This window comes from Nonomuraea maritima, assembly GCF_900100395.1.
In the GTDB taxonomy this organism is placed as follows: Bacteria; Actinomycetota; Actinomycetes; order Streptosporangiales; family Streptosporangiaceae; genus Nonomuraea; species Nonomuraea maritima.
The window spans coordinates 38,971-63,569 of sequence record NZ_FNFB01000001.1 but is presented as its reverse complement, the minus strand read 5'-3'; the positions used below and the strand labels follow the sequence as shown (position 1 = coordinate 63,569).

At 71.6% G+C, this 24,599-nt stretch carries 25 protein-coding genes and 1 pseudogene; 12 read left to right on the top strand and 14 right to left on the bottom strand.

Features of this window, described 5'->3' with window-relative positions; genetic code table 11:
* Positions 1-33: 33 nt before the first annotated feature.
* Complete coding sequence (locus BLR04_RS00345; RefSeq protein WP_090758347.1) at positions 34-999, top strand: DUF5937 family protein; 966 nt, start codon at positions 34-36, stop codon at positions 997-999.
* Positions 1,000-1,020: 21 nt separating this feature from the next.
* On the opposite strand, the gene BLR04_RS00340 is transcribed toward BLR04_RS00345, so the two are convergent.
* Together BLR04_RS00340 and BLR04_RS00335 are read right to left on the bottom strand one after the other, a co-directional pair.
* On the bottom strand, positions 1,021-2,007 hold the full coding sequence (locus tag BLR04_RS00340; RefSeq protein ID WP_176902865.1) for a terpene synthase family protein: 987 nt from the start codon (positions 2,005-2,007) through the stop codon (positions 1,021-1,023).
* A 191-nt stretch (positions 2,008-2,198) separates the two neighbouring features.
* The gene (locus BLR04_RS00335) at positions 2,199-2,744 is read right to left on the bottom strand and encodes an EF-hand domain-containing protein (protein WP_090758345.1); all 546 of its coding nucleotides are present in this window, start codon (positions 2,742-2,744) and stop codon (positions 2,199-2,201) included.
* 153 nt (positions 2,745-2,897) lie between these two features.
* Here BLR04_RS00335 and glnA (BLR04_RS00330) point away from each other — a divergent pair, with 153 nt between their 5' ends.
* Positions 2,898-4,259 (top strand): type I glutamate--ammonia ligase, encoded by a 1,362-nt coding sequence (gene glnA / locus BLR04_RS00330; RefSeq protein WP_090758343.1) that lies wholly within the window; start codon positions 2,898-2,900, stop codon positions 4,257-4,259.
* On the opposite strand, the gene BLR04_RS00325 is transcribed toward glnA (BLR04_RS00330), so the two are convergent.
* Positions 4,241-4,837, bottom strand: coding sequence for an AAA family ATPase (locus tag BLR04_RS00325; RefSeq protein WP_245739912.1), 597 nt, complete (start codon positions 4,835-4,837; stop codon positions 4,241-4,243). The genes glnA (BLR04_RS00330) and BLR04_RS00325 overlap by 19 nt on opposite strands.
* Before the next feature lie 462 nt (positions 4,838-5,299).
* Between BLR04_RS00325 and BLR04_RS00320 the strand changes: the two genes are divergently transcribed.
* Entirely contained in the window at positions 5,300-6,013 is a 714-nt protein-coding gene (locus BLR04_RS00320; protein WP_090758339.1) for a PaaI family thioesterase, read from the top strand.
* Positions 6,014-6,065: 52 nt separating this feature from the next.
* Here the strand turns inward: BLR04_RS00320 and BLR04_RS00315 are convergent, their stop codons facing one another.
* Complete coding sequence (locus BLR04_RS00315; protein WP_090758336.1) at positions 6,066-6,920, bottom strand: alpha/beta hydrolase; 855 nt, start codon at positions 6,918-6,920, stop codon at positions 6,066-6,068.
* Positions 6,921-7,009: 89 nt separating this feature from the next.
* Here BLR04_RS00315 and BLR04_RS00310 point away from each other — a divergent pair, with 89 nt between their 5' ends.
* Positions 7,010-7,696, top strand: a complete 687-nt coding sequence (locus BLR04_RS00310; protein ID WP_090758334.1) for a type 1 glutamine amidotransferase — start codon at positions 7,010-7,012, stop codon at positions 7,694-7,696.
* Here BLR04_RS00310 and BLR04_RS00305 read toward each other — a convergent pair.
* A complete protein-coding gene (locus tag BLR04_RS00305) occupies positions 7,690-7,974 on the bottom strand; it encodes an HXXEE domain-containing protein (RefSeq protein WP_176902864.1) in 285 nt (94 codons plus the stop codon). The genes BLR04_RS00310 and BLR04_RS00305 overlap by 7 nt on opposite strands.
* Positions 7,975-8,100: 126 nt before the next feature.
* Between BLR04_RS00305 and BLR04_RS00300 the strand changes: the two genes are divergently transcribed.
* Complete coding sequence (locus tag BLR04_RS00300) at positions 8,101-11,022, top strand: bifunctional [glutamine synthetase] adenylyltransferase/[glutamine synthetase]-adenylyl-L-tyrosine phosphorylase (RefSeq protein ID WP_090758332.1); 2,922 nt, start codon at positions 8,101-8,103, stop codon at positions 11,020-11,022.
* Between the two features lie 53 nt (positions 11,023-11,075).
* Positions 11,076-12,098, top strand: a complete 1,023-nt coding sequence (locus tag BLR04_RS00295; RefSeq protein WP_245739911.1) for a hypothetical protein — start codon at positions 11,076-11,078, stop codon at positions 12,096-12,098.
* Between the two features lie 4 nt (positions 12,099-12,102).
* Here the strand turns inward: BLR04_RS00295 and BLR04_RS00290 are convergent, their stop codons facing one another.
* Entirely contained in the window at positions 12,103-12,960 is an 858-nt protein-coding gene (locus tag BLR04_RS00290) for a LysR family transcriptional regulator (protein ID WP_090759443.1), read from the bottom strand.
* An 84-nt stretch (positions 12,961-13,044) separates the two neighbouring features.
* On the opposite strand from BLR04_RS00290, the gene BLR04_RS00285 reads away from it, so the two are divergent.
* Entirely contained in the window at positions 13,045-14,406 is a 1,362-nt protein-coding gene (locus BLR04_RS00285) for an MFS transporter (RefSeq protein WP_090758329.1), read from the top strand.
* Between the two features lie 42 nt (positions 14,407-14,448).
* Here the strand turns inward: BLR04_RS00285 and BLR04_RS00280 are convergent, their stop codons facing one another.
* From BLR04_RS00280 to BLR04_RS42650, 3 genes and pseudogenes are all read right to left on the bottom strand, one after another.
* The gene (locus BLR04_RS00280; RefSeq protein ID WP_245739910.1) at positions 14,449-14,919 is read right to left on the bottom strand and encodes a lamin tail domain-containing protein; all 471 of its coding nucleotides are present in this window, start codon (positions 14,917-14,919) and stop codon (positions 14,449-14,451) included.
* Positions 14,920-15,117: 198 nt separating this feature from the next.
* Positions 15,118-15,351, bottom strand: coding sequence for a hypothetical protein (locus BLR04_RS00275; RefSeq protein ID WP_090758325.1), 234 nt, complete (start codon positions 15,349-15,351; stop codon positions 15,118-15,120).
* 25 nt (positions 15,352-15,376) lie between these two features.
* A pseudogene (locus tag BLR04_RS42650) lies at positions 15,377-15,715 on the bottom strand (LLM class flavin-dependent oxidoreductase); the annotation flags it as partial.
* Positions 15,716-15,856: 141 nt separating this feature from the next.
* Here BLR04_RS42650 and BLR04_RS00265 point away from each other — a divergent pair.
* A complete protein-coding gene (locus tag BLR04_RS00265) occupies positions 15,857-16,411 on the top strand; it encodes an OmpA family protein (RefSeq protein ID WP_090758323.1) in 555 nt (184 codons plus the stop codon).
* A 289-nt stretch (positions 16,412-16,700) separates the two neighbouring features.
* Here BLR04_RS00265 and glnA (BLR04_RS00260) read toward each other — a convergent pair whose 3' ends face one another.
* Positions 16,701-18,125 (bottom strand): type I glutamate--ammonia ligase, encoded by a 1,425-nt coding sequence (gene glnA, locus BLR04_RS00260; protein ID WP_090758322.1) that lies wholly within the window; start codon positions 18,123-18,125, stop codon positions 16,701-16,703.
* A gap of 93 nt (positions 18,126-18,218) precedes the next feature.
* The gene (locus BLR04_RS00255) at positions 18,219-19,262 is read right to left on the bottom strand and encodes a hypothetical protein (protein ID WP_143021907.1); all 1,044 of its coding nucleotides are present in this window, start codon (positions 19,260-19,262) and stop codon (positions 18,219-18,221) included.
* A 77-nt stretch (positions 19,263-19,339) separates the two neighbouring features.
* On the opposite strand from BLR04_RS00255, the gene BLR04_RS00250 reads away from it, so the two are divergent.
* The 3 genes from BLR04_RS00250 to BLR04_RS00240 are packed head-to-tail and all read left to right on the top strand — an operon-like array spanning position 19,340 to position 21,407.
* Complete coding sequence (locus BLR04_RS00250) at positions 19,340-19,801, top strand: RDD family protein (RefSeq protein WP_090758318.1); 462 nt, start codon at positions 19,340-19,342, stop codon at positions 19,799-19,801.
* Between the two features lie 50 nt (positions 19,802-19,851).
* On the top strand, positions 19,852-20,472 hold the full coding sequence (locus tag BLR04_RS00245; protein ID WP_245739905.1) for a TetR/AcrR family transcriptional regulator: 621 nt from the start codon (positions 19,852-19,854) through the stop codon (positions 20,470-20,472).
* Complete coding sequence (locus BLR04_RS00240) at positions 20,469-21,407, top strand: glycoside hydrolase family 113 protein (RefSeq protein WP_218128666.1); 939 nt, start codon at positions 20,469-20,471, stop codon at positions 21,405-21,407. The genes BLR04_RS00245 and BLR04_RS00240 overlap by 4 nt, the downstream gene beginning before the upstream one ends.
* 3 nt (positions 21,408-21,410) lie before the next feature.
* Here the strand turns inward: BLR04_RS00240 and BLR04_RS00235 are convergent, their stop codons facing one another.
* Positions 21,411-22,172 (bottom strand): SDR family oxidoreductase, encoded by a 762-nt coding sequence (locus tag BLR04_RS00235; RefSeq protein WP_090758314.1) that lies wholly within the window; start codon positions 22,170-22,172, stop codon positions 21,411-21,413.
* A gap of 164 nt (positions 22,173-22,336) precedes the next feature.
* Between BLR04_RS00235 and BLR04_RS00230 the strand changes: the two genes are divergently transcribed.
* Positions 22,337-23,170 carry a helix-turn-helix domain-containing protein gene (locus BLR04_RS00230; protein WP_090758312.1) on the top strand — a complete coding sequence of 278 codons (834 nt, stop codon included), beginning with the start codon at positions 22,337-22,339 and terminating at the stop codon, positions 23,168-23,170.
* On the opposite strand, the gene BLR04_RS00225 is transcribed toward BLR04_RS00230, so the two are convergent.
* Complete coding sequence (locus BLR04_RS00225; protein ID WP_090758309.1) at positions 23,151-23,915, bottom strand: class I SAM-dependent methyltransferase; 765 nt, start codon at positions 23,913-23,915, stop codon at positions 23,151-23,153. The genes BLR04_RS00230 and BLR04_RS00225 overlap by 20 nt on opposite strands.
* The gene (locus tag BLR04_RS00220; RefSeq protein ID WP_090758307.1) at positions 23,915-24,595 is read right to left on the bottom strand and encodes a DUF4191 domain-containing protein; all 681 of its coding nucleotides are present in this window, start codon (positions 24,593-24,595) and stop codon (positions 23,915-23,917) included. The genes BLR04_RS00225 and BLR04_RS00220 overlap by 1 nt, the downstream gene beginning before the upstream one ends.
* Positions 24,596-24,599 lie beyond the last annotated feature (4 nt).

Sequence of the window (24,599 nt, the reverse complement as noted above, 5' to 3'; positions counted from 1 at the left end):
TGGGACGCGAACGATTTAGCGCAAACTAAAAGCATGTCCATCGAATGGGTGCTGAAGCCGGAGGACGTCGCCCGCATCCGGTTCGCCTTCTCGCCGATGTGGGAGCTCGTCGCCAGCCTGCGCACCCTGCGGCAGCCGGCCCGCCAGTCGATCCACCTGCCCTGGCTCAAGGCCGTACGGCCCCGCCTCGCCGGGCTCGACCTCACCGAGCTGCTCGCCCTCGTGCCGCCGACCGGCTACCTGGCCGACTTCATCACCCCGCCGCCCGACACGCCCATCCCCGACTTCGCCACCGAGCTCGACCGGGTCAGGCGCACCGACCCCGAGCGGGCGCGCGCCGAGGCGGCCCAGGTCAGGGACACCGACCCGGCGCTGATCGAGCGCTTCCGCGCCGACCCTGAGGCGGGCATCGCCCGGATCGCCGACGCGCTGGAGGCGTACTGGGAGACGTGCTTCGCGGAGTTCTGGCCCCGCGTGTACGCGCTGCTGGAGCGCGACGTGCTGCGACGCTCGCGCGAGCTGGCCCAGGGCGGCGCGCGCCAGCTGTTCGCGGGCCTCGACCCCGCGGTGTCCTGGACGGGGGAGCGGCTGCTCGTCGACCGGCCCTGGTGCACGATCGGCGGCCTGCACGGCGACGGGCTCGTGCTCGTGCCGAGCGCGTTCTACTGGCCGTCGGTGGCCGTGATGTCGGCGCCGTACCAGTCGATGCTCGTCTATCCCGTGCAGGGCGTCGGGACGCTGTGGGAGCAGGGGCCGCCGCCCGCGCCGGGGGCGCTCGCCGCGCTGATCGGCCGCAGCAGGGCGCAGATCCTGCTCGCCCTCGGCGAGCCCACCACCACCTCCGCGCTGGCCACCCGCATGACGCTCACCGCCGGGGCGGTCAGCCAGCACCTCGGCGTCCTCAGCGCGGGCGGGCTCGCGGTCGGGATGCGGGTCGGCAAGCAGGTCGTCTACCGCCGCACCCTCGCCGGCGACATGCTCGCGGCCGGCGCCGCCTGAGCCGGGTCTCCTCGATCCGGCTCAGGCGTAGCGGTCTGACTCGAGCAGCCAGTCGAGGTGGGCGCGCGGCGCCGCCAGGTAGGCGCACGCGACCTTGCTGACGTCGCGGGCGATCTTCGGGTGCAGGTCGTCGAGCGGCAGCCGCAGCGCCGCGTGCCGCATGTCCTGGCAGCGCTCGGCGATCCGGTCGAGCACCCAGGCCGTCGCCTCCCGCTCGCCCAGACCGAGCTGCCGCATCGCGAGCACCACGAAGTTGTGCACGTCCCCGCGCTCCTTGGGCCGCGAGGCCACGTCGTTGCACCACGCCGTGACGTCGCCACAGGCGTTCACCAGCTCCTGCCACGGCTCGGAGGCGTGGAACCAGCCAGGAACCTCGACCCGCAGGCACGGCTCGACCAGGTCGTACACGTACGGGCCCACCGTGCCCCTGCGCAGCTCGGGGTACTCCTCCAGCGACGGCATCCGGCCCGTCGCCCGGTTGTCGGCCTCGGTACGGCAGGCGTCGTACTGGCGTTGCAACCCCACCGCGAACCTGGCCCGCCACCGGTCGCTCATCCGGGCGCTCGTCACCCGCCACAGGTCGGCGAAGGCGGCCTCCAGCGGATGCCGGGCGGTGCCCTTGAGCAGGCCGTGGAAGACGTCGAGCGGCCCTGAGCGCTCGTCCAGCTCGTCGTCCAGGTGGAACAGCCAGGTCAGCCACTGCGCGAACAGTGCCGCCGCGGCCGCGTCGAACTCGGCGAACGCGCGGGCCGCCATCCGGTGGAAGCCGACGCCCGGGTCGGCCCGCAGCCCGGTACGCCGCGCCCAGTCGAGGACCGCCGCCTCGATCGCGTACACGGCGGGATGCATCCGGCACGGCGCCGCCATCGCGGGCACCCGCTCGACCAGCGGCAACAGCGCCACCGCCGCCGAGGCGCCCCTGCGCGGCTGCGGAAGCACGGAGGTCAGGGCCGAACGCAGCGCGCTGCGCACGGTCGTGCGTACGGTGGCGAACACGGTGATGGTCATGGTGTGCTCACAGGGGTTTCAAGGGGTTCTGCCAACAGGACCTTCTGGGGCCTTCACACAGGGCCCATCACTGCGCCGGTCGTCGAGCTTGACTGGGTGCTCTGTCCTCGGCGCGCTGTCACTCGGGATGCCACGAAGGCCGTGCAAGCCCTCGCAAGGTCGCGGGGCCTTCCCCCGGCCTCACCCGTACCTCACAGCGGGCCGAAGAGCCAGTTGCCGGGTGCGTGGGGGTCGTCGCTGCGGTAGTAGTCGTGCGCGGCGGCCACCAGGTCGTCGGGGGTGAGCACGCCCCGCCCCGCCTGGTCGAGCCGGTCGAACGCCTCGTCCACGTCGTCGTAGGCCACGCCGAAGGCCGACAGCAGCGTCCGGAACTCCTTGGGCCCGATCTCGCCGTCGCGGTCGTCGTCGCACAGTTCCGCCACCGCCACCGTCGCCGGGCGGAACACCGGCTCGTAGCGGTCGCCGGTGACGAACGCCGCCGTCATCGCGGTACGGAAGTCGGAGCAGGTGATGCCCGAGTCGCCGTCGCGCCCGAGCGCCTCGGCGAGGGTGGACCAGATGGCGTCGAAGCTGTCCACGAGGCTCGCCCCGGTGACCGAGGTGGGGGACTCGCCGAACCCGATGAGGATGCGGGCGCCCAGCCCCAGCAGGTCCTCGCGTTCGACGACGCCGACGCCGCCCACGTCGATGTGCGCGAACGCCCGATCGAGCTTGTGATCGAGCAGGTCGATGGCCATTGGTGCCTCCCCCGAGACTGACTGCGTTGATCACAGTAGGTCGGGCCGGGCCCTTTGTCAGCGAGGCTCGCACCGGCACCGCACGTAACCTGGGTGAAACACGGGCGCGGCATCCTGGGTAGGAGACCCGTACTGTCTTCGCGAGGGGATGCCTTGGACCGCCAGCAGGAGTTCGTGCTCCGCACGCTCGAGGAACGCGACATCCGGTTCATCCGGCTGTGGTTCACCGACGTGCTCGGCTTCCTCAAGTCCGTCGCCATCGCACCCGCCGAGCTCGAAGGCGCGTTCACCGAGGGCATCGGGTTCGACGGCTCGGCCATCGAGGGCTTCGCCCGCGTGTACGAGTCCGACATGCTGGCCAAGCCCGACCCGTCGACGTTCCAGATCCTGCCGTGGCGCAGCGAGGCGCCCGGCGCGGCGCGCATCTTCTGCGACATCCTGATGCCCGACGGCTCGCCGTCCCACGCCGACCCGCGCTGGGTGCTCAAGCGCACCCTCGCGAAGTGCGCCGACATGGGTTTCACCTTCTACACCCACCCCGAGATCGAGTTCTTCCTGCTGAAGAACCGTCCCGAGTCGGGTATGCGGCCCGAACCGATCGACTCCGGCGGCTACTTCGACCACACGCCGCACAGCGCCGGCCACGACTTCCGCCGCCAGGCGATCATGATGCTGGAATCGATGGGCATCTCCGTCGAGTTCAGCCACCACGAGGGCGCACCCGGCCAGCAGGAGATCGACCTGCGCTACGCCGACGCGCTCACCACGGCCGACAACATCATGACCTTCCGACTGGTCATGCGGGAGGTCGCGCTCGAGCAGGGCATCTGGGCCTCGTTCATGCCCAAGCCGTTCACCGAGCACCCGGGCTCCGGCATGCACACGCACATGTCGCTGTTCGAGGGCGACCGTAACGCCTTCCACGAGGCCGGTACCGACTACCGGCTGTCGAAGGTCGGGCGGTCGTTCATCGCGGGGCTGCTCCGGCACGCCGCCGAGATCACCGCCATCACCAACCAGTGGGTCAACTCCTACAAGCGGCTGTGGGGCGGCGCCGAGGCCATCGCCGGCCAGGGCGGCGAGGCCCCCTCCTACGTGTGCTGGGGCCACAACAACCGCTCCGCGCTCGTCCGGGTGCCGATGTACAAGCCGCACAAGGGCGGCTCCACCCGCATCGAGTTCCGCTCGCTCGACTCGGCATGCAACCCCTACCTCGCGTTCGCGCTGATCCTCGCGGCCGGGCTGAAGGGCATCGAAGAGGGTTACGAGCTGCCCGCCGCGGCCGAGGACAACGTCTGGACGCTCACCAGCGCCGAGCGCCGGGCCCTCGGCATCCGGCCGCTGCCCGGCTCGCTCGACGAGGCGATCTCGGTCATGGAGCACAGCGAGCTGGTCGCCGAGACGCTGGGCGAGCACGTCTTCGACTTCTTCCTGCGCAACAAGCGCTCTGAGTGGCGCGAATACCGCCGCACCGTCACCGAGTTCGAGCTGGGCCGCTACCTGCCCATCCTCTGACGCTCCCCGGGCTGGTCGAAGACGATGGCCTCCAGTAACGCGGCCTGGGCGCGGTCGATGACCCGCGCCCCGGACGCCGGGGCCGGGTCGCCGTCCCTGACCCGCAGCAGCAGGCTCTCCCAGCGGCGCCGGTAGCGGGTGAACGCCCGCGGCTCCACCACCCGGCCGCGCGCCACCTGCCCGGCGAGGGCGTCCTCGGCGGGGGCGTCGAGCAGGAGCAGGTGAAAGCTCGCGCCGTGCCGGCGGGCCAGCCAGGCGAAGCCCCGCAGCACGGGCGCGCCGCAGCCGCGGTTGTGCGCCACCACCGCCCGGCCCTCGGCCAGGGCCCGGCGGATGCGGTTCACGTGGGTGACGAAGACCACGATGCGGCGCACCGCGTAGGGGGCCCAGGCGAGCCGGCCGTGCCAGCGCTGCCGGGCCTGCGACGAGTCGATCACCACGGTGGTGCCGGCGATGACGGGCGCGCTCTCCGTGCCCAGGCCGTACAGGCGGCGCAGCAGGGTGGTCTTGCCCGCGCCAGGGAGCCCGGTCAGGATCACCAAGGACCCCGGCGGATAGCTCAGCCTCGAGTCGCGCACTGGCACACCCCCGCATGATCGCCGACTTCGGGCCAGCATAGGCCGCGCTACCGACAGCCTCGCTGACGTCGGGGAAATTCGCGCGCTCGAAGGTCGTGGAAGTCCGTACGGAAAGGCTGGACGGAATCGGGGGATTGGTCGCGGGAGGAGGGGAAAGGCGGTTAAGGTACTGCCGACGCCTTGATCGGCCTCACGTCCGGAGCGCTCCGGAGTGGGGCCGATTTTCGTTGCTTGCGCACGTCCAGGGGCTGTCCGGCGGCCGGTGGGCCGTGCGGCGCCGTCCGCGATCGGCAGGTCGAGGCCGGGCGGGAAGTTTCGGCCCCATATGAGGCGTTATGCAGGAGCGTTGAGCAGCCGCAGACCCCCGGCACTGAGGCGAAACCAAGCGTCGAGTAAAATAAGGCTGCTCATTATTGTATTTCCGGACTTGTCGCGCTATGTGGCGCTGTAGGAGGGTGTGGCATGACGACGGCTGCCCTGCAGACCGTGTTGACCGTTCCCGAGCGTTTCCGCGGGCCCGTGGGCGTCGCCAACGGCGGCTGGATCGCCGGCACCATGGCGGAGGCGTTGAACGGCGGTCGATCAGCCGTCGAGGTCACGCTGCACGCGCCCAGTCCGCTGGAGACGGAGCTGCGTCTGGAGCACCTGGCCAACTCCGTGTCCCTCTCCCACGGCGACCAGCTGCTCGTGGAGGCCATCCCCGTGGCCGAGGACCTGGAGGGCCCGGGGTTCGTGCCGTTCAACGACGCGGCCAAGGCCGAGGCCGGGTTCCTCGGCCTGCAGGTGCACCCGTTCGCCGAGTGCTTCGCCTGCGGCCTGCGCGAGCCCGGTGACGGCCTGCGCATCTTCCCCGGCCGGGTCGAGGGCACCGACCTCGTCGCCGCCGGCTGGCGGGTGCCGTTCACCGTGACGGGCGACGACGGCGTGCCCGCCTCGATCGTCGGCGCGGTGCTCGACTGCATCACCGGCTGGGCCCACTTCGGCCCCGGCGAGACCGCCCTGCTCGGCCGGCTCGCCCTGCAGATCCACCGGCCCGTCTTCCCCGGCGGACGCTACTCGGTGGTCGCCCGCCCGACCGGCCGCGACGGCCGCAAGATGTACGGGCAGAGCGCCATCTACGAGGTGGACGGCACCCTGGTGGCCGCCGGCCGCGCCACCTGGATCGCGCCCCGCTGAACCAGCGTCGTCACGAGGCCCCAGGAAGCCGTTCCGGGGGCCTCGTGCCGTATCAGGACGTGAGGTGGTCGACCACCGTGGCGACGCAGCGCTCGTCGAACAGCACGGTGTAGTGGTTGCAGTCAGGCACCAGCTCGTCGCGCAGCCCCGGCAGCCGGGCCGTCCACGGGCGGACGAGCTCGTCGGGCAGCAGGCCCGGCTCCTGGTCGAGCAGCCCACGCGGGGCGCGGATCAGGTGCAGCGGTGAGGTGATCGCCGTGAGCGCCGCCGTGATCGCCTCCGCCTCCAGCAGCATCCACCGCCCGTCGGCCAGCACCGCCTCGCCGACGGCGCGCGAGCGCAGCGCCCCCTCCGGCCCGGTGAGGTCGTAGCGGACGTACTCCTCCACGTCGGGGCTCCACTGGTCGCCCGCGAAGGCCGGGTGCTCCTTCCAGAACCCGACGTACGCCTCCGCCGAGGGGAAGGTGCGGCGCAGCCGTTCCAGCGCGGGGCCCAGCGTTGCGCTCAGCACCGTGTCGGGGTCGGCGCCCTCGGGCATCGGCAGCGGGAGACCGCCGTCCACGAGCACCACGCGGGAGAACGCGCGCCGCGCCCCTGCCAGGGCCGCCACGTACGCGCCCATCGAGTGGCCGGTCAGCACCGCGTCCTGGCCGGCTCCCACGTGGTCGGCGACGCGCAGCACGTCCTCGGCGTGCCGGGGCAGCCCGTACGGGCCGGGCAGGGACGCGCTGTGGCCGCGCCCGCGCAGGTCGACGGCGACCAGCGACCATTCCTCCGGCAGCTTGCGGGCCACGGCGGCCCAGGCCATCAGCGAGGCCGTGATGCCGTGCACCGCGATGATCACGCGCGGGCCGGTGCCGAAGACGGCGATCCGCTGCCCGTCCACGTCGTCGAATGCGAGAGTCATGGTCGGAGCTTAGGCCGTGGGATCCGGCGCGCACCCGAGCATCACAGCCCGTTTCGGATTTACGCGCATAAATCGGGATAATTGCTGGCATGCGGATCACCGTCATCGAACACGAGGCCGAGGCCGGCCTCGGCTACCTCGCCGACTGGCTGGGGCTGGAGTGCGACGTCGTCCGGCCGTACCTGGGGGACGAGGTGCCCGAGCGGGCGGCCGACGGGCTCATCGTGCTCGGCGGCGCGGCGGCGGCCTGGGAGGACGAGCGCAGCCCCTGGCAGCCCGCCACCCGCGACCTGCTGCGCCGCGCGGTCGAGGAGTCCACCCCCACCCTGGCGATCTGCCTGGGCGCGCAGCTGCTCACCATGGCCTGCGGCGGAACCGTCGAACGCGGCGACAACGGCCTGGAGGTGGGCGTGTGCGAGGTGGCCCCGCTGCCCGCCGCCGCCTCAGACCGCCTGATGTCCGGGGTCGGGCCGGCCGTCGCCGTCCAGTACCACCAGGACGCCATGACCCGCCTGCCGGAAGGGGCGGTGCCGCTGCTGACGAGCGCGCAGTACCAGAACCAGGCCTACCGGCTCGGCGAGGCCGCCTGGGCGGTGCAGTTCCACCCGGAGGCCACGCCGGAGATCTTCGCCTCGTGGACCGCCGACTCGGACCTGGAGTCGGCCGCCGAGCTGGACGCCGAGGTCAAGGCCGCCGAGGACCGCCTGGTCGCCACGTGGCGTCCGGTGGCCGAGTCCTTCGCGAACGTGATCAGGGACCGCTCGCCCCGTCACTGACGGTGGCGCGCCGGGTGAGGACGTGCGCGACCGTGCCGGCCGAACCCGGCCGGCGCCGCCTGGAACGTCGCGCTCCGCCCGCCCATCGCGGCGGCGCCCGCCATGACGCCGCCCATGAGCCCGATGGCGGTGGTGACGCGCCGCTGCGAGAGGTCCAGCCGGTCCCACGGCGGCAGACGCCGTTCCAGTCGGGGGCGCGCCCGGCGGGTCCATCCCGCCATCGTCATCAGCTCCTCGGCGTCGTGCACCGCCCACGCTGCCGGCAGCCCCCACGCCACCCCGCCGGGAACCCCCCTGAGCTGCGGGTCACCCGGAACTCGCCGGTTTGCCGCGTTTCATCTCAGTTTCGGGGCAACGGTAAGGGCTGTCGTGGCGGATCACGAGACGGCTGTCAAGATGGAGGCGTGCCCAGGATCGAATCCACCGCGGCGAGATTCGCCAAGCTCGGCTTCGCCGACGGCGCCAGGGCCGCCCAGCTCGTCCGGCAGTCGCCGGCCGACCTCGACGACCTCCTCGACGGCCTGGTCGACGTCGCCGATCCCGACCTGGCGCTGGCCTCGCTGATCCGGCTGGCCGAGCGTGAGCCGTCCGTGCTCGACGCCGTCCGCCGCGACGCGGAGCTGCGCACGAGGCTCTTCGCCGTGCTCGGCGTCAGCGCCGCGCTCGGCGAGCACCTCGTACGCCATCCCGGCCAGGTACGGCTCCTCGCCGAGCCGCACCTCGGCGAGGCGCGGGCCGAGCTGCTGGTCGCCGTCGGAGCCGAGCCGGGCGGCGACGAACCGCGCGCCACCCACCCCGACCCGCTGGTCGCGCTGCGCGTCGCCTACCGCGGACGGCTGCTCCACCTGGCCGCCCGCGACCTCACCGGGCACGCGTCGCTGTCGGAGGTCACCTCAGAGCTGTCCGATCTCGCGGGAGCGGCGCTCGAAGCGGCCCTCGCCGTCGCCCGCACCGAGGTCGACGCGACGGACGTGCACCTCGCGGTGATCGGCATGGGCAAGTGCGGCGCCCGCGAGCTCAACTACATCAGCGACGTCGACGTGATCTTCGTGGCCGAGCCGCGCGACGGCGCCGACGAGGACAAGGCGCTGCGCGCGGCCACCCGGCTCGCCCAGGCCATGATGCGGGTCTGCACCACGACCACATCCGAGGGCGCGCTGTGGGAGGTCGACGCCGGGCTGCGCCCCGAGGGCCGTTCGGGGCCGCTGGTGCGCACGCTGGCCAGCCACCTCGCCTACTACCGGCGCTGGGCCAAGACGTGGGAGTTCCAGGCGCTGCTGAAGGCCCGTCCGGTGGCGGGCGACCTCGACCTCGGCGCCGCGTACGTCGAGGCCGTCAACGAGCTGGTGTGGTCGGCGGCCGCCCGCGAGGAGTTCGTCGAGGACGTGCAGGCCATGCGCCGCCGGGTCGAGGCGCACGTGCGCGCCGAGGGCGAGCGCCAGCTGAAGCTCGGCCCCGGCGGGCTGCGCGACATCGAGTTCGCGGTGCAGCTGCTGCAGCTCGTGCACGGGCGGCTCGACCCGCTGCTGCGCCGCAGGGCCACGCTGGCGGCCCTGGCCGCGCTGTCGCGGGGCGGCTACGTGGCGCGCGACGACGCCAGGAGCCTCGCGGAGGCGTACACGTTCCTGCGCCAGGTCGAGCACCTGCTGCAGCTGCACCGGCTGCGGCGCACCCACCTGGTGCCCACCGACGAGGACGACCTGCGCCGGCTCGGCCGCGCGCTCGGCATGCAGACCGACCCGGTGCGCGAGTTCACCGCCCGCTGGCGGCGGCACGCGAGGGAGGCGCGGCGGCTGCACGAGAAGCTGTTCTACCGGCCGCTGCTGCAGGCGGTGGCGCGGCTGCCCGAGTCGGAGGCGCGGCTGTCGCCCAAGGCCGCCGAGGCCCGGCTGGAGGCGCTCGGCTACGCCGACCCGGCCGGCGCCCTGCGCCACCTCGCGAACCTGACCGCGGGGGTGTCGCGGCGCGCGGCGATCCAGCGCACGCTGCTGCCCGTCATGCTCGGCTGGTTCGCCGACACGCCCGACCCGGACGCCGCGCTGCTCGGGTTCCGGCAGGTCAGCGACAAGCTCGGCAGCACGCCGTGGTACCTGCGGCTGCTGCGCGACGAGACCGCCGTCGCCGCCAGGATGGCCCGCGTCCTCGGCACCAGCCGGTACGCCACCGGCCTGCTCATGCACGCCCCCGAGGCGGTCGCCATGCTCGGCTCCGACGACGAGCTCGCCGTGCGCTCGCCGGAGTCGCTGCTCGGCGAGGCGTCCGCGGCGGTCGCGCGGCACGCAGGCGACCCGGAGACGGCCGTCACCGCCGTGCGGGCGCTGCGGCGCAGGGAGTTGTTCCGCACCGCCGTGGCCGACATCCACGGGCTCATCGACATCGAGACCGTCGGTACGGCCCTGTCGCGGCTCAACGACGTCACCCTCCAGGCCGCGCTCGACGCCGCCCTCGGCTCGGTGTCCGCCCCCGTCTCGTTCGCGATCATCTCGATGGGCCGGCTCGGCGGGATGGAGTGCTCCTACGCCAGCGACGCCGACGTGATGTTCGTCCACGCGCCGCGGCCGGGCGTGGGCGAGCGGGAGGCCACGGACGCCGCGTACGCCGTGGCCAACGAGCTGCGCCGGCTGCTGACGCTGCCCGCGCCCGACCCGCCGCTCGTCATCGACCCCGACCTGCGTCCCGAGGGCCGCCAAGGTCCGCTCGTACGTACGCTCGCCTCCTACCGCGCCTACTACGCGCGCTGGTCGTCGCACTGGGAGTCGCAGGCACTGCTGCGCGCCCGCTTCTCGGCAGGCGACCCCGAGCTGGGGGAGGCGTTCATCGCGATGGCCGACGAGCTGCGCTACCCGTCCGGCGGCCTGCCCGACGAAGCGGTCACCGAGATCCGGCGGCTGAAGGCCCGCATGGAGGCCGAGCGCCTGCCGCGCGGCGCCGACCCCGCCCTGCACACCAAGCTGGGCCCCGGCGGCCTGTCCGACGTCGAGTGGGTGGCCCAGCTCCTGCAACTGCGGCACGCCGGCGAGGTGCCCTCGCTGCGCACCACCCGTACGCTCGACGCCCTGCGCGCGGCCGCGGCCGAGGAGCTGCTCGACCCCGCCGACGAGGAGGTGCTGGCCGAGGCGTGGCGCTTCGCATCCCGCGTGAGAGACGCGATCATGCTGGTCAAGGGGCGTCCCGGCGACAGCGTGCCGCGCGAGGTGGGGGAGCGCAGGCTGATCGCCAGAGCGCTCGGCTACCCGCCCGACGGCTCGGAGGACTTCCTCGACGACTACCGCCGCGTCACCCGCCGGGCGCGCCGGGTGGTGGAGCGCGTCTTCTACGGCGACTGACGGGAGCATTGCGGGGACACGCCGCGTGGGTGTATGAATGCGCGGTGTTATCCGTGTACGTGGATCTCGCGCTCGGCCTTGCCGTCACGTTCCTGCTGCTGTCGCTGCTGGTGAGCGGGCTCAACGAGGCGTTCGTCCGGCTGCTGTCGATCCGCAGCAAGTTCCTGTGGGCCTATCTGCGCGACACCCTCGACGGCGCGGACGACAGGACGGGAGCGTGGCTGCCCGCCGGGGTGCTCGACGTCTTCCGGGTGCTGCCGTTCCTGCGCGACCCCCGTCCGAGACACAGCGACCGGCCCGCGCCGGCTCAGCCGTCCGCGGTCCCCGACCCGGGGGAGCGGGCCGGCGACTCGATGATCAATCTCCTGTACGAACGCGTCCGCGAGATCGACCACGGCAAACGGGGACGTACCAGCATCTCCGACATCCCTCCCGCGCGGTTCGCCGTCGCGGTGATGGAGCTGGTCACGGCCGGCGGCGACGTCGACGACTTCCTGACCCGGCTGCGGCAGATCGACAGCCCCCTGTACGGCCCGCTCAAGGGCGTCTGGGAGTCGGCGCAGCGCGACCTCGACCGCTTCACGAAGGGCGTCGAGACCTGGTTCGACGGGGAGATGCAGCGCCTGTCCACGCTCTACAAGCGCTACGTCACGTGGGTCGTCGCCGTGCTCGGCGTCGTGGTGACGCTGCTGTTCTCCATGGACGGCCTGGAGTACGCCAAGACGCTGCTGCGCGACAACGCCTACCGGGCCTCGGTGACGGCGGTGGCCGAGGCCGGTCCCGAGGCGTACGCCGAGCTGCGGGCGCGGTGCGCGGGCCAGGAGCCGGTGGCCTGCGTCACCGAGACGCTCAGCCAGCCGGCGCTGGTCGGGATGCTGGACCAGGCGCTGGTCAGCCTGTCGATCCCGGACCAGGGCGCGCCGAGCGTCCACTGGAACGGCGGCAGGTGGTGGGACCGGGTCACCACGCCGGCCCACTGGCCCGGATTCCTGCTGACGTACGTGGCGCTGCTGTTCGGCGCGCCGTTCTGGTGGGACGTGCTGCGCCGCATCACCGGCATCAAGGCGAAGCGCTGAGGCGTCAGGCGCTCATGGCGTACAGGACGTCCCGCAGCGCGGTCTCGCGGTCGGGGAGCCAGACCAGCCGCAACGCGAGCGTGAGCGGAGCGTCCGCGCCGTCGCGGGCCTCGTCCTGAGCGGGGGAGACGGGTACGAGGACGCCCGCGGCGAGGTCGGCGTCCACCGCGAAGTCGGGCAGCAGCGACCGGCCGAGGCCCTGCCGGATCCACTCCCTGGCGGTCCAGATGCTGGACAGTTCGCGGCGCGGCACCTCCGCCGCGAACATCCGGTCCGCGGCCATCCGGATCGAGCAGCCCTGCGGCGAGACCAGCAGCGTGCGCGCGTCGGCGCCCGGGGCCGCGACCAGCCGCAGCGCGACCTCGCCCACGTCGAGGAAGTCGAGATCGGCGGGCGTGTGGAACCCCAGCGTGCCGATCCTGGGCCCGGCGTCCAGCAGCAGCGCCGCGTCCAGCTCGCCGCCGGCGACCGCGGCCAGCAGTTCCCCGCGGTTCAGCGTGCGGACGTCCACGTCGAGGTCGGGGTGGCGGGCGGCGAGGCGGCGGACGACGGCGGGCAGCCGGGTGGCGGCCAGCATCTCCAGCGCGCCCAGGGTGACGTGCCGCCGCTGCCCGGTGACGGCCCTGCGGACCTCGTCGGCGTGGTCGAGCAGCCCCTGGGCCCGCTCGTACAGCGCGTTGCCCGGCGGGGTCAGGCGCATCCCCCTGGGCGTGCGGTCGAACAGCAGCACGCCGAGGCCGTCCTCCAGCCGCCGGACCTGTTCCGAGACGGAGGCGGGGGCGAGGTCCAGCGCGTTCGCGGCCCCGGTCACGGTGCCGACCCGGGCGACCGCTACGAACACCTGCAGATGACGCAATTCCACGCGGATCAGCATACGGTTCGGACGAACGCCCCCTATGGGTGTGCCTGTTGAGGCTTCGGTGACGTCCGCGCAGGCTTGGGGTCCATGAAGCTAGCCGGATTCTCCCTCGCCTACTTCCTGGTGCTCCTGGACACGACCGTGCTGACGATCGCGCTCCCGGACCTGCGGGCCTCGCTCGGCGGGTCCGTGGCGGGCCAGCAGTGGGCGGTCAACGCGTACACGGTCGCCTTCGCCGCCTCGCTCCTCGTCGGGGGAGCGGTGGCCGACCGGCACGGGGCGGCCCGGGTGTTCCGCGCCGGGGTCGCGGCGTTCGGGGTGCTGTCGCTGCTCAGCGCGGCGGCGCCCGACCTCGGGGCGCTGGTCGTGCTGCGGGCTCTGCTCGGTGTGGCCGGTGCCCTGTGCCTGGGCGGCTCGCTCGGGTTGCTCGGCGAGCTGTACCCGTCCGCCGCCGCGCGGGCGCGGGCGACGGGTGTGTGGGCGGCGATCACCGGTGCGGCCCTGGCGGCGGGCCCGCTCGTCGGCGGTCTTCTGGTCGACCTGTACGGCTGGCGCGCCGTCTTCCTGCTCAACCCGCCGCTCGCCCTCGTCAGCCTTCTCGCGGTACGCGGCATCCGCTCGCCACGCGGCACCCGTCCGATCGCCTGGCACGCCCAGGCACTGACCTGCGCCTTCCTCGGTCTACTCGCCGAAGCCCTGACCGACTCCTCCCTCATCGCGGGAGCGCTCTGCCTGGTGGCCCTCGCCGCACTCCTCATCACCCACCACCGCACCGGAGCCACACCCACTCCCGCCGCGGCCGACGACGGGACCGCCGCACCTTCCTCCCGCGACGGGGGCGCTGTCATGGTGCGGGCGCGGGTACGGGTCGGTGGTTCGGCGGTTCCTCGGGGGCTGGTCGCCGCCGCCTGGCCCGAACTGCTGGCCGGCGCCGCGGCCAACTTCGCCTTCTCCGGTGCCCTGTTCGTGCTGACCCTGCTCCTCCAGGACGGCCGTCACCTGACCCCCATGGAGACGGGCCTGGCGTTCCTTCCCCTCACCGTCCCCATGGTCGTGAACCCGGTGCTCACCGGACGTATCGTGGCCCGCCATGGCGCCCGCCTGCCGATCCTCGCCGGTCTCGCGCTGCTCGCGGGCGGCCTGGCAGGGGCCGCGCGGGCCGACGGCCTGCTCCTGGGCTGGCTGGTCGTGATCGGGTGCGGCCTGTCGCTCTGCTTCCCCGCCCTGATGGCCGGGACCGTCGCCAACGCCCCGGCCGGGACGGCGGGCACCGCCGGAGGCGTGCTGAACGCCGCCCGCCAGATGGGCGCGACCCTCGGCGTGGCCGTACTCGGAGGCTTCGTGGCGGGCCCCCGCCCGCTCCTCGTGGCGGCTGCCGTCACAGCGGCGACCTGCGCCGCCTACCTCGCCGCCGGGTTCCGCCGATCGCGGCGCCCCGCCACGGCGTGATCTCGTGAACGGCCCGGCCCGTCGCGGGCCGGGCCTACGGGGTCAGCAGTTCTTGTAGGGCTGCTTGGAGGAGTTGTACGAGCAGGAGTCGGCCGCCTTGCCGGAGGCGTCGCGCAGGTAGGCGGTGTCGGAGGTCTGGTTCCAGATGTAGGCGAGGGTCCCGCCGCTCCTGCCCCAGTAGCGCGTGGTGGCGGTGTTCCTGCCCTTGCCGGTGCGTACGGTGACCGTCTTCCCGGCCTTGAGGGTGAACGTGCCGAAGCGGTAGATGTGATCCGACCGCTTGGTCGCGTCGCGCAGGGTCCAGCCGTTGAGGTTCACGGCCTTCTTGCCGGTGTTCTTGATCACCGCGTACTCGCCGTTCAGGCTGGCGTTCCTCCCGTTGTCCGGCGAGCCGGGGGAGTCGTAGTAGATCTTCGTGATCTGGACGGGGGAAGCCGCCGCGTGGGCGGGCTGGACGACGACGGCCAGGCCGGCCGCCATGACGGCAGCCGTCAGCAGAGCTCGGGTACGCACGGGGACGCTCCGGGGGGTGGGCGGATGATGCCCAGTGATCGTACGAGCGGTCGTACGCCGTTATGGACCGTTCCCGGTCTCGGTTTGATACCTGACACGCCAGGCGAACGGCCACGGACAACCCGCGTAAGAACACCAGGGACGCGGGCCCGCCGGATCCAGGCGCGGCGCTGCCGTCCGCCGCGCCCGAGATGAAGGTCACGGTTGCCGCAGCAGCGGAATGACCTCGGTGAACGTCCTCATGTGATCTTCCATGACGCTGATGTAGCTGATGCCGTACTCCTCCCGGTAGCGCAGCAGGGTGTCGGCGATCTGCCGCGGCGAGCCGACCAGGACGCTGGACAGTTCCGCCGGCGTCTCGGGCGGCACGCCCATGGCGGTGCTGGGCATCGACAGGTCGATGTCGGCCACCTCGGCGCCGACGCCGGCCACGAAGAGGTTCAGTACGGGCCGCCATCGACATCATGCGGTGGCCCGCACCGGCCAGCAGGATCGGTGGTCGCGGCTCGTCGGGCTGGGCGGCCAGCAGTTCCCGCAGCTCGGTGGCCACCTCTTCGAGCCTGCGCAGCCGCGATCCCGGCGTGCCGAACGCCAGGCCCGCCGCCTCGAACTCCGCGGGCACGTAACCGGCGCCCAGCCCCAGCTCCAGCCGGCCGTCGGTGAGCCGCCAGATGTCGGCCACGTCACGGGCGAGGTAGGCGGGATGCCGGATCCCGGCGTTGAGCACGTACGTCCCCAGTCCGATCCCGGGCACCTCGGCCGCCGCCACCAGCGACGGGAACGGCGCCGGCAACATGCCGGCACAGGTGCCGGCCGCGGACCTGCGCTCCCACGGTACGAACCGGCGAGGCCCGGCCGTTCCAGGCGATGTTCGCTGCGCCGCCGCCGGAGATCACCACGATCAACGTCAGTCTGGGCGAGCTCGGCGGGCTGACCGATGTCCCGATCACCTGAGAGGCTGGCCGCCGCGGCGGCCTTCACCGCGCTCCTGCTCGCCGCGACGCCTGCCTGGGCCGAACCCCAGCCCGGTCCGGTCGAGAGCCTCATCGCGCCTGTTGAGGGCCTGGTGGGCGAGGTCGAGTCGATGGACGGCAGCCAGAGCGAGTCCAAGCAGGGCCAGACGGTCACCGTCGCGCTCACCAGCGACGTGCTCTTCGCCTTGGACAAGTACACCCTGACGGCCAAGGCGAAACACCGCCTGCGCACCGTCGCCGAGAAGGTCACGGCGGAGTGGACGGGCGGCCCGATCAGGATCAACGGGCACACCGACGACCAGGGGGCCGACGACTACAACCTCCAACTGTCGCTGCGCCGCGCGCGGGCCGTACAGCAGGCGCTGCGAGAAGCATTGTCAGGGCAGCCGGTGACGTTCGAGGCCAAGGGGTACGGCGAGGCCAAGCCGAAACTGCCCAACATCATCGACGCCAAGCCCATCGACGCGAACAGGGCGAGGAACCGCCGCGTGGAGATCGTGTTCAGCGTCAAGGAGTGATCATCGTCCCTGGTGAAGTCCTGGAGCTGAACTGGAGTAACGGTCTCGCCGAACGCAGTTCCGGCCCCTTCGAGCCGGTGCACGACGTCCCTTCGAACCAGACCTCACCGCCGGTGAACGACACGCTGTTCACGGATGACGATGGTGCCCAGGTCGCCCATGGAAGCTCGAACGAGCAATGCGAAAAGCCCGTGGCAAGGTACAGGGCCTTGCCACGGGCTTCCGATTCCACGACTTGCGGCACTACCTCGCGTCGCTCCTGATCCCTCAGGCGCTGACGTCAAACCGATCACACGTCGTAGTACAGCTCGAACTCGTGCGGGTGCGGGCGCAGGCGGATCGGGTCGACCTCGTTCTCACGCTTGTACGCCACCCAGGTCTCGATGAGGTCGGGCGTGAAGACGCCGCCCTCGAGCAGGTAGTCGTGGTCGGCCTCGAGCGCGTCGAGCACCTCGGGCAGCGAGCCGGGCACCTGCGGGATGTTGCGGGCCTCCTCGGGCGGAAGCTCGTAGAGGTCCTTGTCGACCGGCTCCGGCGGCTCGATCTTGTTGCGGATGCCGTCGACGCCCGCCATCAGCATCGCCGAGAACGCGAAGTACGGGTTGCACGACGGGTCGGGCACCCGGAACTCGATGCGCTTGGCCTTCGGGTTGGACCCCGTGATCGGGATGCGGACGCAGGCCGAGCGGTTGCGCTGGGAGTAGACCAGGTTGACCGGGGCCTCGTAGCCGGGCACCAGACGGTGGTAGGAGTTGACCGTCGGGTTGGTGAAGGCCAGCAGCGACGGGGCGTGCTTGAGCAGGCCGCCGATGTAGTAGCGGGCGGTGTCGGACAGACCCGCGTAGCCGACCTCGTCGTAGAAGAGCGGCGAGCCGTCCTTCCACAGCGACTGGTGGCAGTGCATCCCGGAGCCGTTGTCGCCGAAGAGCGGCTTCGGCATGAACGTGACCGTACGGCCGTTCTCCATGGCGGTGTTCTTGATGATGTACTTGTACAGCATCAGGTTGTCGGCCGTGCGGAGCAGCGTGCCGAACTTGAAGTCGATCTCGGCCTGACCGGCGGTGCCGACCTCGTGGTGCTGCATCTCGACCTCGATGCCGCACTCGATGAGGTAGCGCACCATCTCCGAACGCAGGTCGGTGAAGTGGTCCATCGGCGGCACCGGGAAGTAGCCGCCCTTGTAGCGCGGCTTGTAGCCGAGGTTGCCGCCCTCGTCGGCCTTGCCGGTGTTCCAGGCGCCCTCGACGGAGTCGATGTAGTAGTAGCCGGCGTTCTGGCGCGTCTCGAAGCGGACGTCGTCGAAGATGTAGAACTCGGCCTCGGGGCCGAAGTAGACGGTGTCGGCGATACCCGTGCCCTTGAGGTACTCCTCGGCCTTGCGCGCGACGTTACGAGGGTCGCGGCTGTAGGCCTCACCGGTCAGCGGGTCGTGCACGAAGAAGTTGATGTTGAGCGTCTTGTGCTGCCGGAACGGGTCGATCACCGCGCTCGACGCGTCGGGCAGCAGGAGCATGTCCGACTCGTGGATCTGCTGGAAACCGCGGATCGAGGAGCCGTCGAACATGAGTCCGTCAGTGAAGACGCCGGCCCCGAAATTCTCTACCGGGAAAGTGAAGTGATGCGTCGTACCAGGCAGGTCGGTGAACCTGACATCGACGAACTGCACCCCTTCGTCGCTGATGAACTTCAGGACGTCGTCGGCGGAGTTGAACACTCTCGAACCTCCCTGGGTACTGGTCATCATTGCGACGCTAGGACGGGGCCGTTTCCATATGGTGTCTCGATTGTTTCGCATGTGTTACGCAGGTCAGGTGCCCTGCGACGCCTCGCAGGAGCCGTCATGAGCCGGTTCGTCGTCCAGGTCGTAGGGGTCCGTGGGCGGCCCGGAAGTGTCTACCTTGTCCGGTGGTGAGTCGTCGTAGAAAGGGTGGACGAAGCCGTCCACCACGTCGCAGCGGGCGGGCGTCGCGCTCGCGCCCCAGTCGGTCACCCAGACGGCGAGCCTGCCGTCGAGGCGTTGCAGGCGCGTCGCGCCGGTGAAGTGGATGACGATCCGTTCCACGGTGGCAGGCTGGCCGGGACGCTGCACCGCGTACACGACCAGGTAGTTCAGCTTCGCCTGCACCCCCCGCAGGCCGTCCTCCTCGAACGTGCCGAGCGTGGTCCTGCCGCGCACCTTGATGACGTCGGTGGCGAGTTCGGCCGTCTTGGGCGCGAAGCTGGTGACCGTCGTCCGGGTGGACCTCTCCTTGTCGTCGAGCCCGTCGCGGAACCATCCGCGCTGCGCGCGGTCCAGCAACCGGGCGAAGGCGTCCGGGGTGCCGCCGAGCAGCGTCTTCCTGTCGAGGTGCGCGGCGGCCAGCAGGTCGCGGGTCCGCTCCAGCCCCTTGGCGACGTCCTTCTTCGACAGCCCGCCCATCGCCTTCGCCTTCGGCATGACGAACCCGTCGATCCCGGCGGCCCACTTCTCGGCCTGCGACCCGGCGAAGGGATCGCCCTGGTTCGTACGGAGATCGCCCGTGACCAGCTCCTCCGGCGGTTCCACGACCACCGGCGTGGTCTCCTCGGGTACGGCCCCCGACAGCGCCGCGGCACCCGGCGCCAGCACCTCGGGGCGGTGGGTGACGATCACGCCCCCGGCCACGATCAGCGCCGCGACGGCGCCCAGCACGAGCCGCCCCCGCGTGTTGCGGCGCGCGGGCCGCCGCTCCGGCACGTACGCCGGTAATCGTTCGGGCCGCGCGGTGCCGGCGGCCCTTTTCGCCGCCGCCCGCATGGTGCGCTGCTCCTCCTTGTCCATCTGTGAGATCAGCTCGTTGAAGCGCTCGTCGAGGTCGTCTCCGTGTGACATGGCGTACATCCAAATGGTTCTGTGACGCGGTTGGGTCACGATCCCGACCGGCTGCCGCTGCGGCTACCGTTGGAGGCATGAGCAGCAACGGACCCCGGTGGACACAGACATGGCTGGGCGGCATGCGCTCCGCCGGAGTCGATCTCGGCTACCCGGGCGAGCGCCTGGGGCTGCCCGAGTCGGGCAGTGGGTCGATCACCGGCTGGGGGCGGCGCATCGGCGCCCTCGTCATCGACTGGATGATCTGCACGTGGTTCGTCGTCCAGCTGGTGCTGCGCATGAACCCGGCCGAGTCGCCGTGGGCGCCGGTGGCGGTGTTCGCCCTGCAGTACCTGCTGCTGGTCGCCTTCATGGGCCAGACGTTCGGCCACCGCCTCATGGGCATCAGGGTCGCCGCGATGGACGGCGGCGACCCGCGCCTGCTGCCCGTCGCCGTGCGCACGGTGCTGCTCTGCCTGGCCGTCCCGGCCCTGATCTGGGACCGCGACCATCGTGGGGTCCATGACCGGGTGTCGAACACCATGGTCGTCCGCATGTAAAAAACCGTACCGGGTTCAAAAATGTACTCGGTACGGTTTATGCTGTCCCCATGATGGCGGGGCTCAGGGAGAAGAAGAAGGAACAGACGCGGCGCCGGATCTCCGAGGCGGCGCTGCGGCTGTTCGACGAACGCGGCTACGACGCGGTGACGATCGCCGAGGTCGCCGAGGCCGCGGGTGTCGCCAAGGTGACGCTGCTGGCCTACTTCTCCTGCAAGGACAGCCTCGTCCTCGACGCGGTCAAGGAAGACCTGGCCGCGATCGTGGTGGGGCGCGAGGAGGGGCGGTCGCCGCTCGACGCGCTGCGTGAGCACTACCGCCGGATGGCCTCGAACGGCACCGGCGGCATGGATGTCGAGGAACTGTTCACCCGCATCCGGGTGATCTCGTCCAGCCCCGCCCTGCTGGCCGGGCTGCAGCACGCGCACGCGAGCCAGCGGGCCGAACTCGCGGCGGCCCTGGCTTCGACGCTTCCCGGTGACGGCCTGGTGGCGCAGCTCATGGCGGCCCAGATCAGCGCCGCCGTCACCACCTTGCAGGAGGCGTTCTTCCACCGGCTCTCCACCGGGGTGTCGCTGGAGGAGGCGGGACGGCTGCTGGGCGCGGACGTCGATCTGGCCTTCGATCTCCTCCAACACGGCTTTTCATCACCACAAGGGGAAAAATCGTGAAAAAAGGCATCAACTACGACACTGGTTTTCTGCCGGGCGACCACCTCAGCCGTCCCTCCTTCGACCCCGACCTGGTCGCGCGCGAGATGCGCGCCATCGCCCGCGAGCTCCACTGCGACGTCGTGCGGGTCTCAGGCGGAGACCCCGCACGGCTGAGCGTCGCGGCCGAGCGCGCCGCCGCCGAAGGGCTGGAGGTCTGGTTCGCGCCCTTCCCGGTCGACGTCCCCACCGAGGAGGCGCTCGATCTGTACGCCGACTGTGCCGAACGAGCCGAGACCCTGCGCAAGGGCGGCACGCCGGTGACCCTCGTGACGGGCTGCGAGTCCAGCGCGTTCTGCCCCGGTTTCATCCCGGGCGACGGCTACCTCCAGCGGATGCAGAACATGGCCACCGCCGACCTGGCCTGGTGGCAGTCGCTCGGGCCCGTGATCAAGCGCCTGAACGACTTCCTGGCCGAGGCCGCCGAAACCGCCAGACCCCGATTCGGCGGCCCGGTCACGTACGCCGCCGGGCCGTGGGAGTCCGTCGACTGGACCCCGTTCGACCTGGTCGGCACGGACGCCTACCGGGCGTCGTACAACGAGGAGAACTTCGCCGACGAGGTGCGGGCGCACTTCGCGCACGGCAAGCCGGTCGCGGTCACGGAGTTCGGCACCTGCCCGTACACGGGAGCGGGCCGGCTCGGCGGCATGGCGTGGACCGTCCCGCCGGACGCGGTGCGCGACGAGAGCGAGCAGGTGCGCTACTTCACCGAGCTGACGGACGTCTTCGAACGCGAGGGAGTCGAGACCGCCCTGTGGTTCACCTGGGCCGCCTACACCCGTACGGGAGACGACGACCTCGGCTCGTACGGCGTGGTCACCATGCTGGACGACACCCGGTGGCGTCCCCGCGAGATCTTCCACGCGATGGCCGCCAGGTACGCGCGGAGCTGACTGTCAGCCCTGGCGGCCGGGGAGCATGGCCAGGGCCTGGGAGCGCTGCGCGACGAGGTCGTCGTAGGTGCCGTCGCGCTCGGCCCAGCGGTGCATGAGAACCCGCTCGACCAGGATCTCGTCAGGAGTGGGGTCCTGGGAGAGCAACTGCATGGCCTCGGTGACGTAGTCGTCGAGCGGCAGCGCGTGCGGGTTCACCTTCTCCTGTCCCGCCGAGGCCACGGCCGGCGGGACAAGTTCGACGACGCCGACGCCGGTGCCGTCGAGTTGCGCGCGCAGCGCCTCGGAGTAGGCGTGCACCGCGGCCTTCGAGGCGGCGTAGGTGGGCATCGGCGGGAACGGCAGGAAGGCGATGCCGGAGGTGACGGTGACGAAAGTGCCGGAGCCGCGCCGGATCAGGTGCGGGGTGAAGGCGTCGGTGACCCGGATGGTGCCGACGAGGTTGGTGTCGATGGTGGTCTGCGCCGCCTCGAAGTGCGCCGGGTCACGAAGGTCCTCCATGATCATGACACCCGACATGGTCACCACGGTGTCGAGCTCGGGGTACCGGGCGATGACGGCGTCTCGGGCGCGCGCGACGGAGGCCCCGTCGGTGACGTCGATGGCGAAGGTGCCGATGCCTTCGGCGGACAGTTCCTTCAGCGCCTCCGCGTTGCGCCCGCCGACGGCCACGGTGCTGCCCGCCGCGGCGAACCGGCGGGCCAGCGCCAGACCGATGCCGGACGTTCCGCCGACGATGAGAACGGTGCGATTCGAGAGATTCACGAGCCCTGCTTTCGGTTCGGGGCGCCGGCGGCGTGGAGACCGACGGCGCCACTCAGCGTTGCCCCGCCAGTCTCGGCGGCGCCCGCCGCGTGCGGCAGAGCCCCCGTCTTCCCAGGTCCTGACAGGGCCCCCTAGGACGGGCGGCACCGCAATACGGTGGATACATGAAGGATCAGGACAACCGGCTCGGCAGCTACCTGCGCGCCCGGCGTGAGCTGGTCACCCCGGAGCAGGCCGGCATCCCGGCCGGCGGCAACCGCCGCGTCCCCGGCCTGCGCCGCGAGGAGGTCGCGCTGCTCGCCGGCATCAGCGCCGACTACTACCTGCGCCTGGAGCGGGGCCGCGACAAGAATCCCTCCCCGCAGGTCCTCGAATCACTGGCGCGCGTCCTGCGGCTCGACGACGTCGAGCGGACGTATCTGCTCGGCCTGGCGGCGGCACTTCCCAGGGCGCCGCGCCGCAAGCGACCCGAGCACGTGCCGGCGCGGCTCCACCATCTCCTCGCCCACCTTCAACTGCCCGCGTTCGTCGAAGGACGCGCCTTCGACGTGCTGGCCTCCAACGCGATGGCCGTCGCCCTGTCGCCGCGTCTGCAGCCCGGCCAGAACCGGCTGCGTTCCCTGTTCCTCGACCCCGAGGAACAGGCCTTCCACCAGGACTGGCAGAAAGCCGCCGCCGACTTCGTGGCCGCCCTTCGCACCACCATCGGCGACGACACCGACGACCCGCGGTTCGTCGAACTCGTCGGCGAGCTCGCACTGTCGAGCCGGCACTTCCGTACGCTGTGGGCCCGGCACGACGTGCGCAGGCTGGACGGCGGCACCACCACCGTCCACCACCCCGTCGTCGGAGAACTACGGCTCCACCGCGACAAACTCCCCGTCGACGACGTCATCATCGTCGTCTACTACCCCGACAAGGACAGCGACAGCGACGAGAAGCTGCGGCTCCTCGCCGCTCTCTCACACCCCGACACGGTTACGCGTTCGCGCAGCTGAAGATCGCCGTCCCGGGGAAGTGGCGGCCGCGCAGCGGGCTCCAGCCGCCCCACACCTCCTCGTGACCCTCGGGCCACTCCGGCTCCAGCAGCCCCGTGACGCTGAGCCCGGCGGCCACGACCATGCCGACCCAGTCGCCCATGGTGCGGTGGTGCTCGACGTACGTAAGGGTGCCGTCATCGGCGCGCTCCTCGTACGGGGAGCGGTCGAAATAGGACCGGTCGGACGTCAGCCCCCGGGGCCCGGGATCGTCGGGGAACGCCCACCTGATCGGGTGGCTCACCGAGAACACGAAACGGCCGCCCGGCCGCAGCACCCGGCGCACCTCACGGAAGACGGCCCCGGGATCGGCCACGAACGGCAGCGCCCCGAACGCCGAGCACACCACGTCGAAGGACCCGGCCGCGAACGGCAACGCCTCGGCGTCGGCCTGCACCACGGGCACGCGCAGCCCCGTGTCGAGGTCGATGCGCTGGGAGTGGCGCAACTGCCGGTGGGAGATGTCGAACGCGGCCACCTCGGCCCCCTGCGTCACCAGCCACCGCGCGCACTGCGCGGCCCCGCAGCCGACCTCCAGCACCCGCCGCCCGCGTACGTCGCCGAGCAGGCGCGCCTCGGCCTCGTCGAGACCTTCGGGGCACCACACGAAACCGGTGTCACGCAGGAACGCGCCGTGCTCGACCTGGTAGTCGTCGGCGTTGCCGTCCCACCAGCCGCGGTTGGCGCGCGACGACAGCGAGAGCATCAACGCATCTTGGGGCCACGCGGCATGCGGGCGCCCTTGGGCATGGGGCCCTTCGGCATCGGCATGTTGCGCGGCATCGAGCGCAGGCGGTCCTTCACCTCGTTGACGGCCGGCTTCTTCAGGTTGCGCGGCAGCTTCATCAGGTGGCGCTGCAGCTTGCCGAGCGGCACCTGGCCCTCGCCGTCACCGCACTGCACGTCGTAGATCTCGACGCCCAGCACCACGCGCGCGACCCGCTTCTTCTCGGCCGCGAGCATCCGGCCCACCCGGCTGCCCGGACCCTCGGAGATCAGCACGACGCCCGGATATCCGACCACGAGGTGGACGAGGTCCTGGTCGCGGTTGGCCGCGATCGCCGGCGTGACCTCCCAGTTGCCCCGCATGCCCTGCAGCACCGCGGCCGCGGCGCCGGTCTGGCCGTGCAGGATCGAGTACTGGGCCTTCTGCGCGAGCTGGCCGAACACGATCAGGCCGACCGTGAGGGCGGCCAGCACGCCGATGAACAGCGAATACCACAAGTAGTCCGTGACCAGGCCGATCACGACGACCACCGCCAGCGTGCCCACCGCTGAGAGGAAGACGATGGGCATCCCCTTGGGGTTGGCCTGCTTGATGATCTGCGCGATCATGCGGAGCTGCTTGATACGCCCCGGCTTCTCTGAGTCCTCGGACTTTGCCATGCTC

What these genes read in the sequence shown, in the direction of transcription:
- BLR04_RS00340 (WP_176902865.1), bottom strand. Translation starts at nt 2,007, where the DNA reads ATGACCATCACCGTGTTCGCCACCGTACGCACGACCGTGCGCAGCGCG.
- BLR04_RS00230 (WP_090758312.1), top strand. Translation starts at nt 22,337, where the DNA reads ATGAAGGATCAGGACAACCGGCTCGGCAGCTACCTGCGCGCCCGGCGT.
- BLR04_RS00255 (WP_143021907.1), bottom strand. Translation starts at nt 19,262, where the DNA reads ATGTCACACGGAGACGACCTCGACGAGCGCTTCAACGAGCTGATCTCA.
- BLR04_RS00315 (WP_090758336.1), bottom strand. Translation starts at nt 6,920, where the DNA reads ATGACTCTCGCATTCGACGACGTGGACGGGCAGCGGATCGCCGTCTTC.
- BLR04_RS00245 (WP_245739905.1), top strand. Translation starts at nt 19,852, where the DNA reads ATGATGGCGGGGCTCAGGGAGAAGAAGAAGGAACAGACGCGGCGCCGG.
- BLR04_RS00335 (WP_090758345.1), bottom strand. Translation starts at nt 2,744, where the DNA reads ATGGCCATCGACCTGCTCGATCACAAGCTCGATCGGGCGTTCGCGCAC.
- BLR04_RS00220 (WP_090758307.1), bottom strand. Translation starts at nt 24,595, where the DNA reads ATGGCAAAGTCCGAGGACTCAGAGAAGCCGGGGCGTATCAAGCAGCTC.
- BLR04_RS00285 (WP_090758329.1), top strand. Translation starts at nt 13,045, where the DNA reads ATGAAGCTAGCCGGATTCTCCCTCGCCTACTTCCTGGTGCTCCTGGAC.
- BLR04_RS00265 (WP_090758323.1), top strand. Translation starts at nt 15,857, where the DNA reads ATGTCCCGATCACCTGAGAGGCTGGCCGCCGCGGCGGCCTTCACCGCG.
- BLR04_RS00310 (WP_090758334.1), top strand. Translation starts at nt 7,010, where the DNA reads ATGCGGATCACCGTCATCGAACACGAGGCCGAGGCCGGCCTCGGCTAC.
- BLR04_RS00250 (WP_090758318.1), top strand. Translation starts at nt 19,340, where the DNA reads ATGAGCAGCAACGGACCCCGGTGGACACAGACATGGCTGGGCGGCATG.
- BLR04_RS00320 (WP_090758339.1), top strand. Translation starts at nt 5,300, where the DNA reads ATGACGACGGCTGCCCTGCAGACCGTGTTGACCGTTCCCGAGCGTTTC.
- BLR04_RS00225 (WP_090758309.1), bottom strand. Translation starts at nt 23,915, where the DNA reads ATGCTCTCGCTGTCGTCGCGCGCCAACCGCGGCTGGTGGGACGGCAAC.
- BLR04_RS00345 (WP_090758347.1), top strand. Translation starts at nt 34, where the DNA reads ATGTCCATCGAATGGGTGCTGAAGCCGGAGGACGTCGCCCGCATCCGG.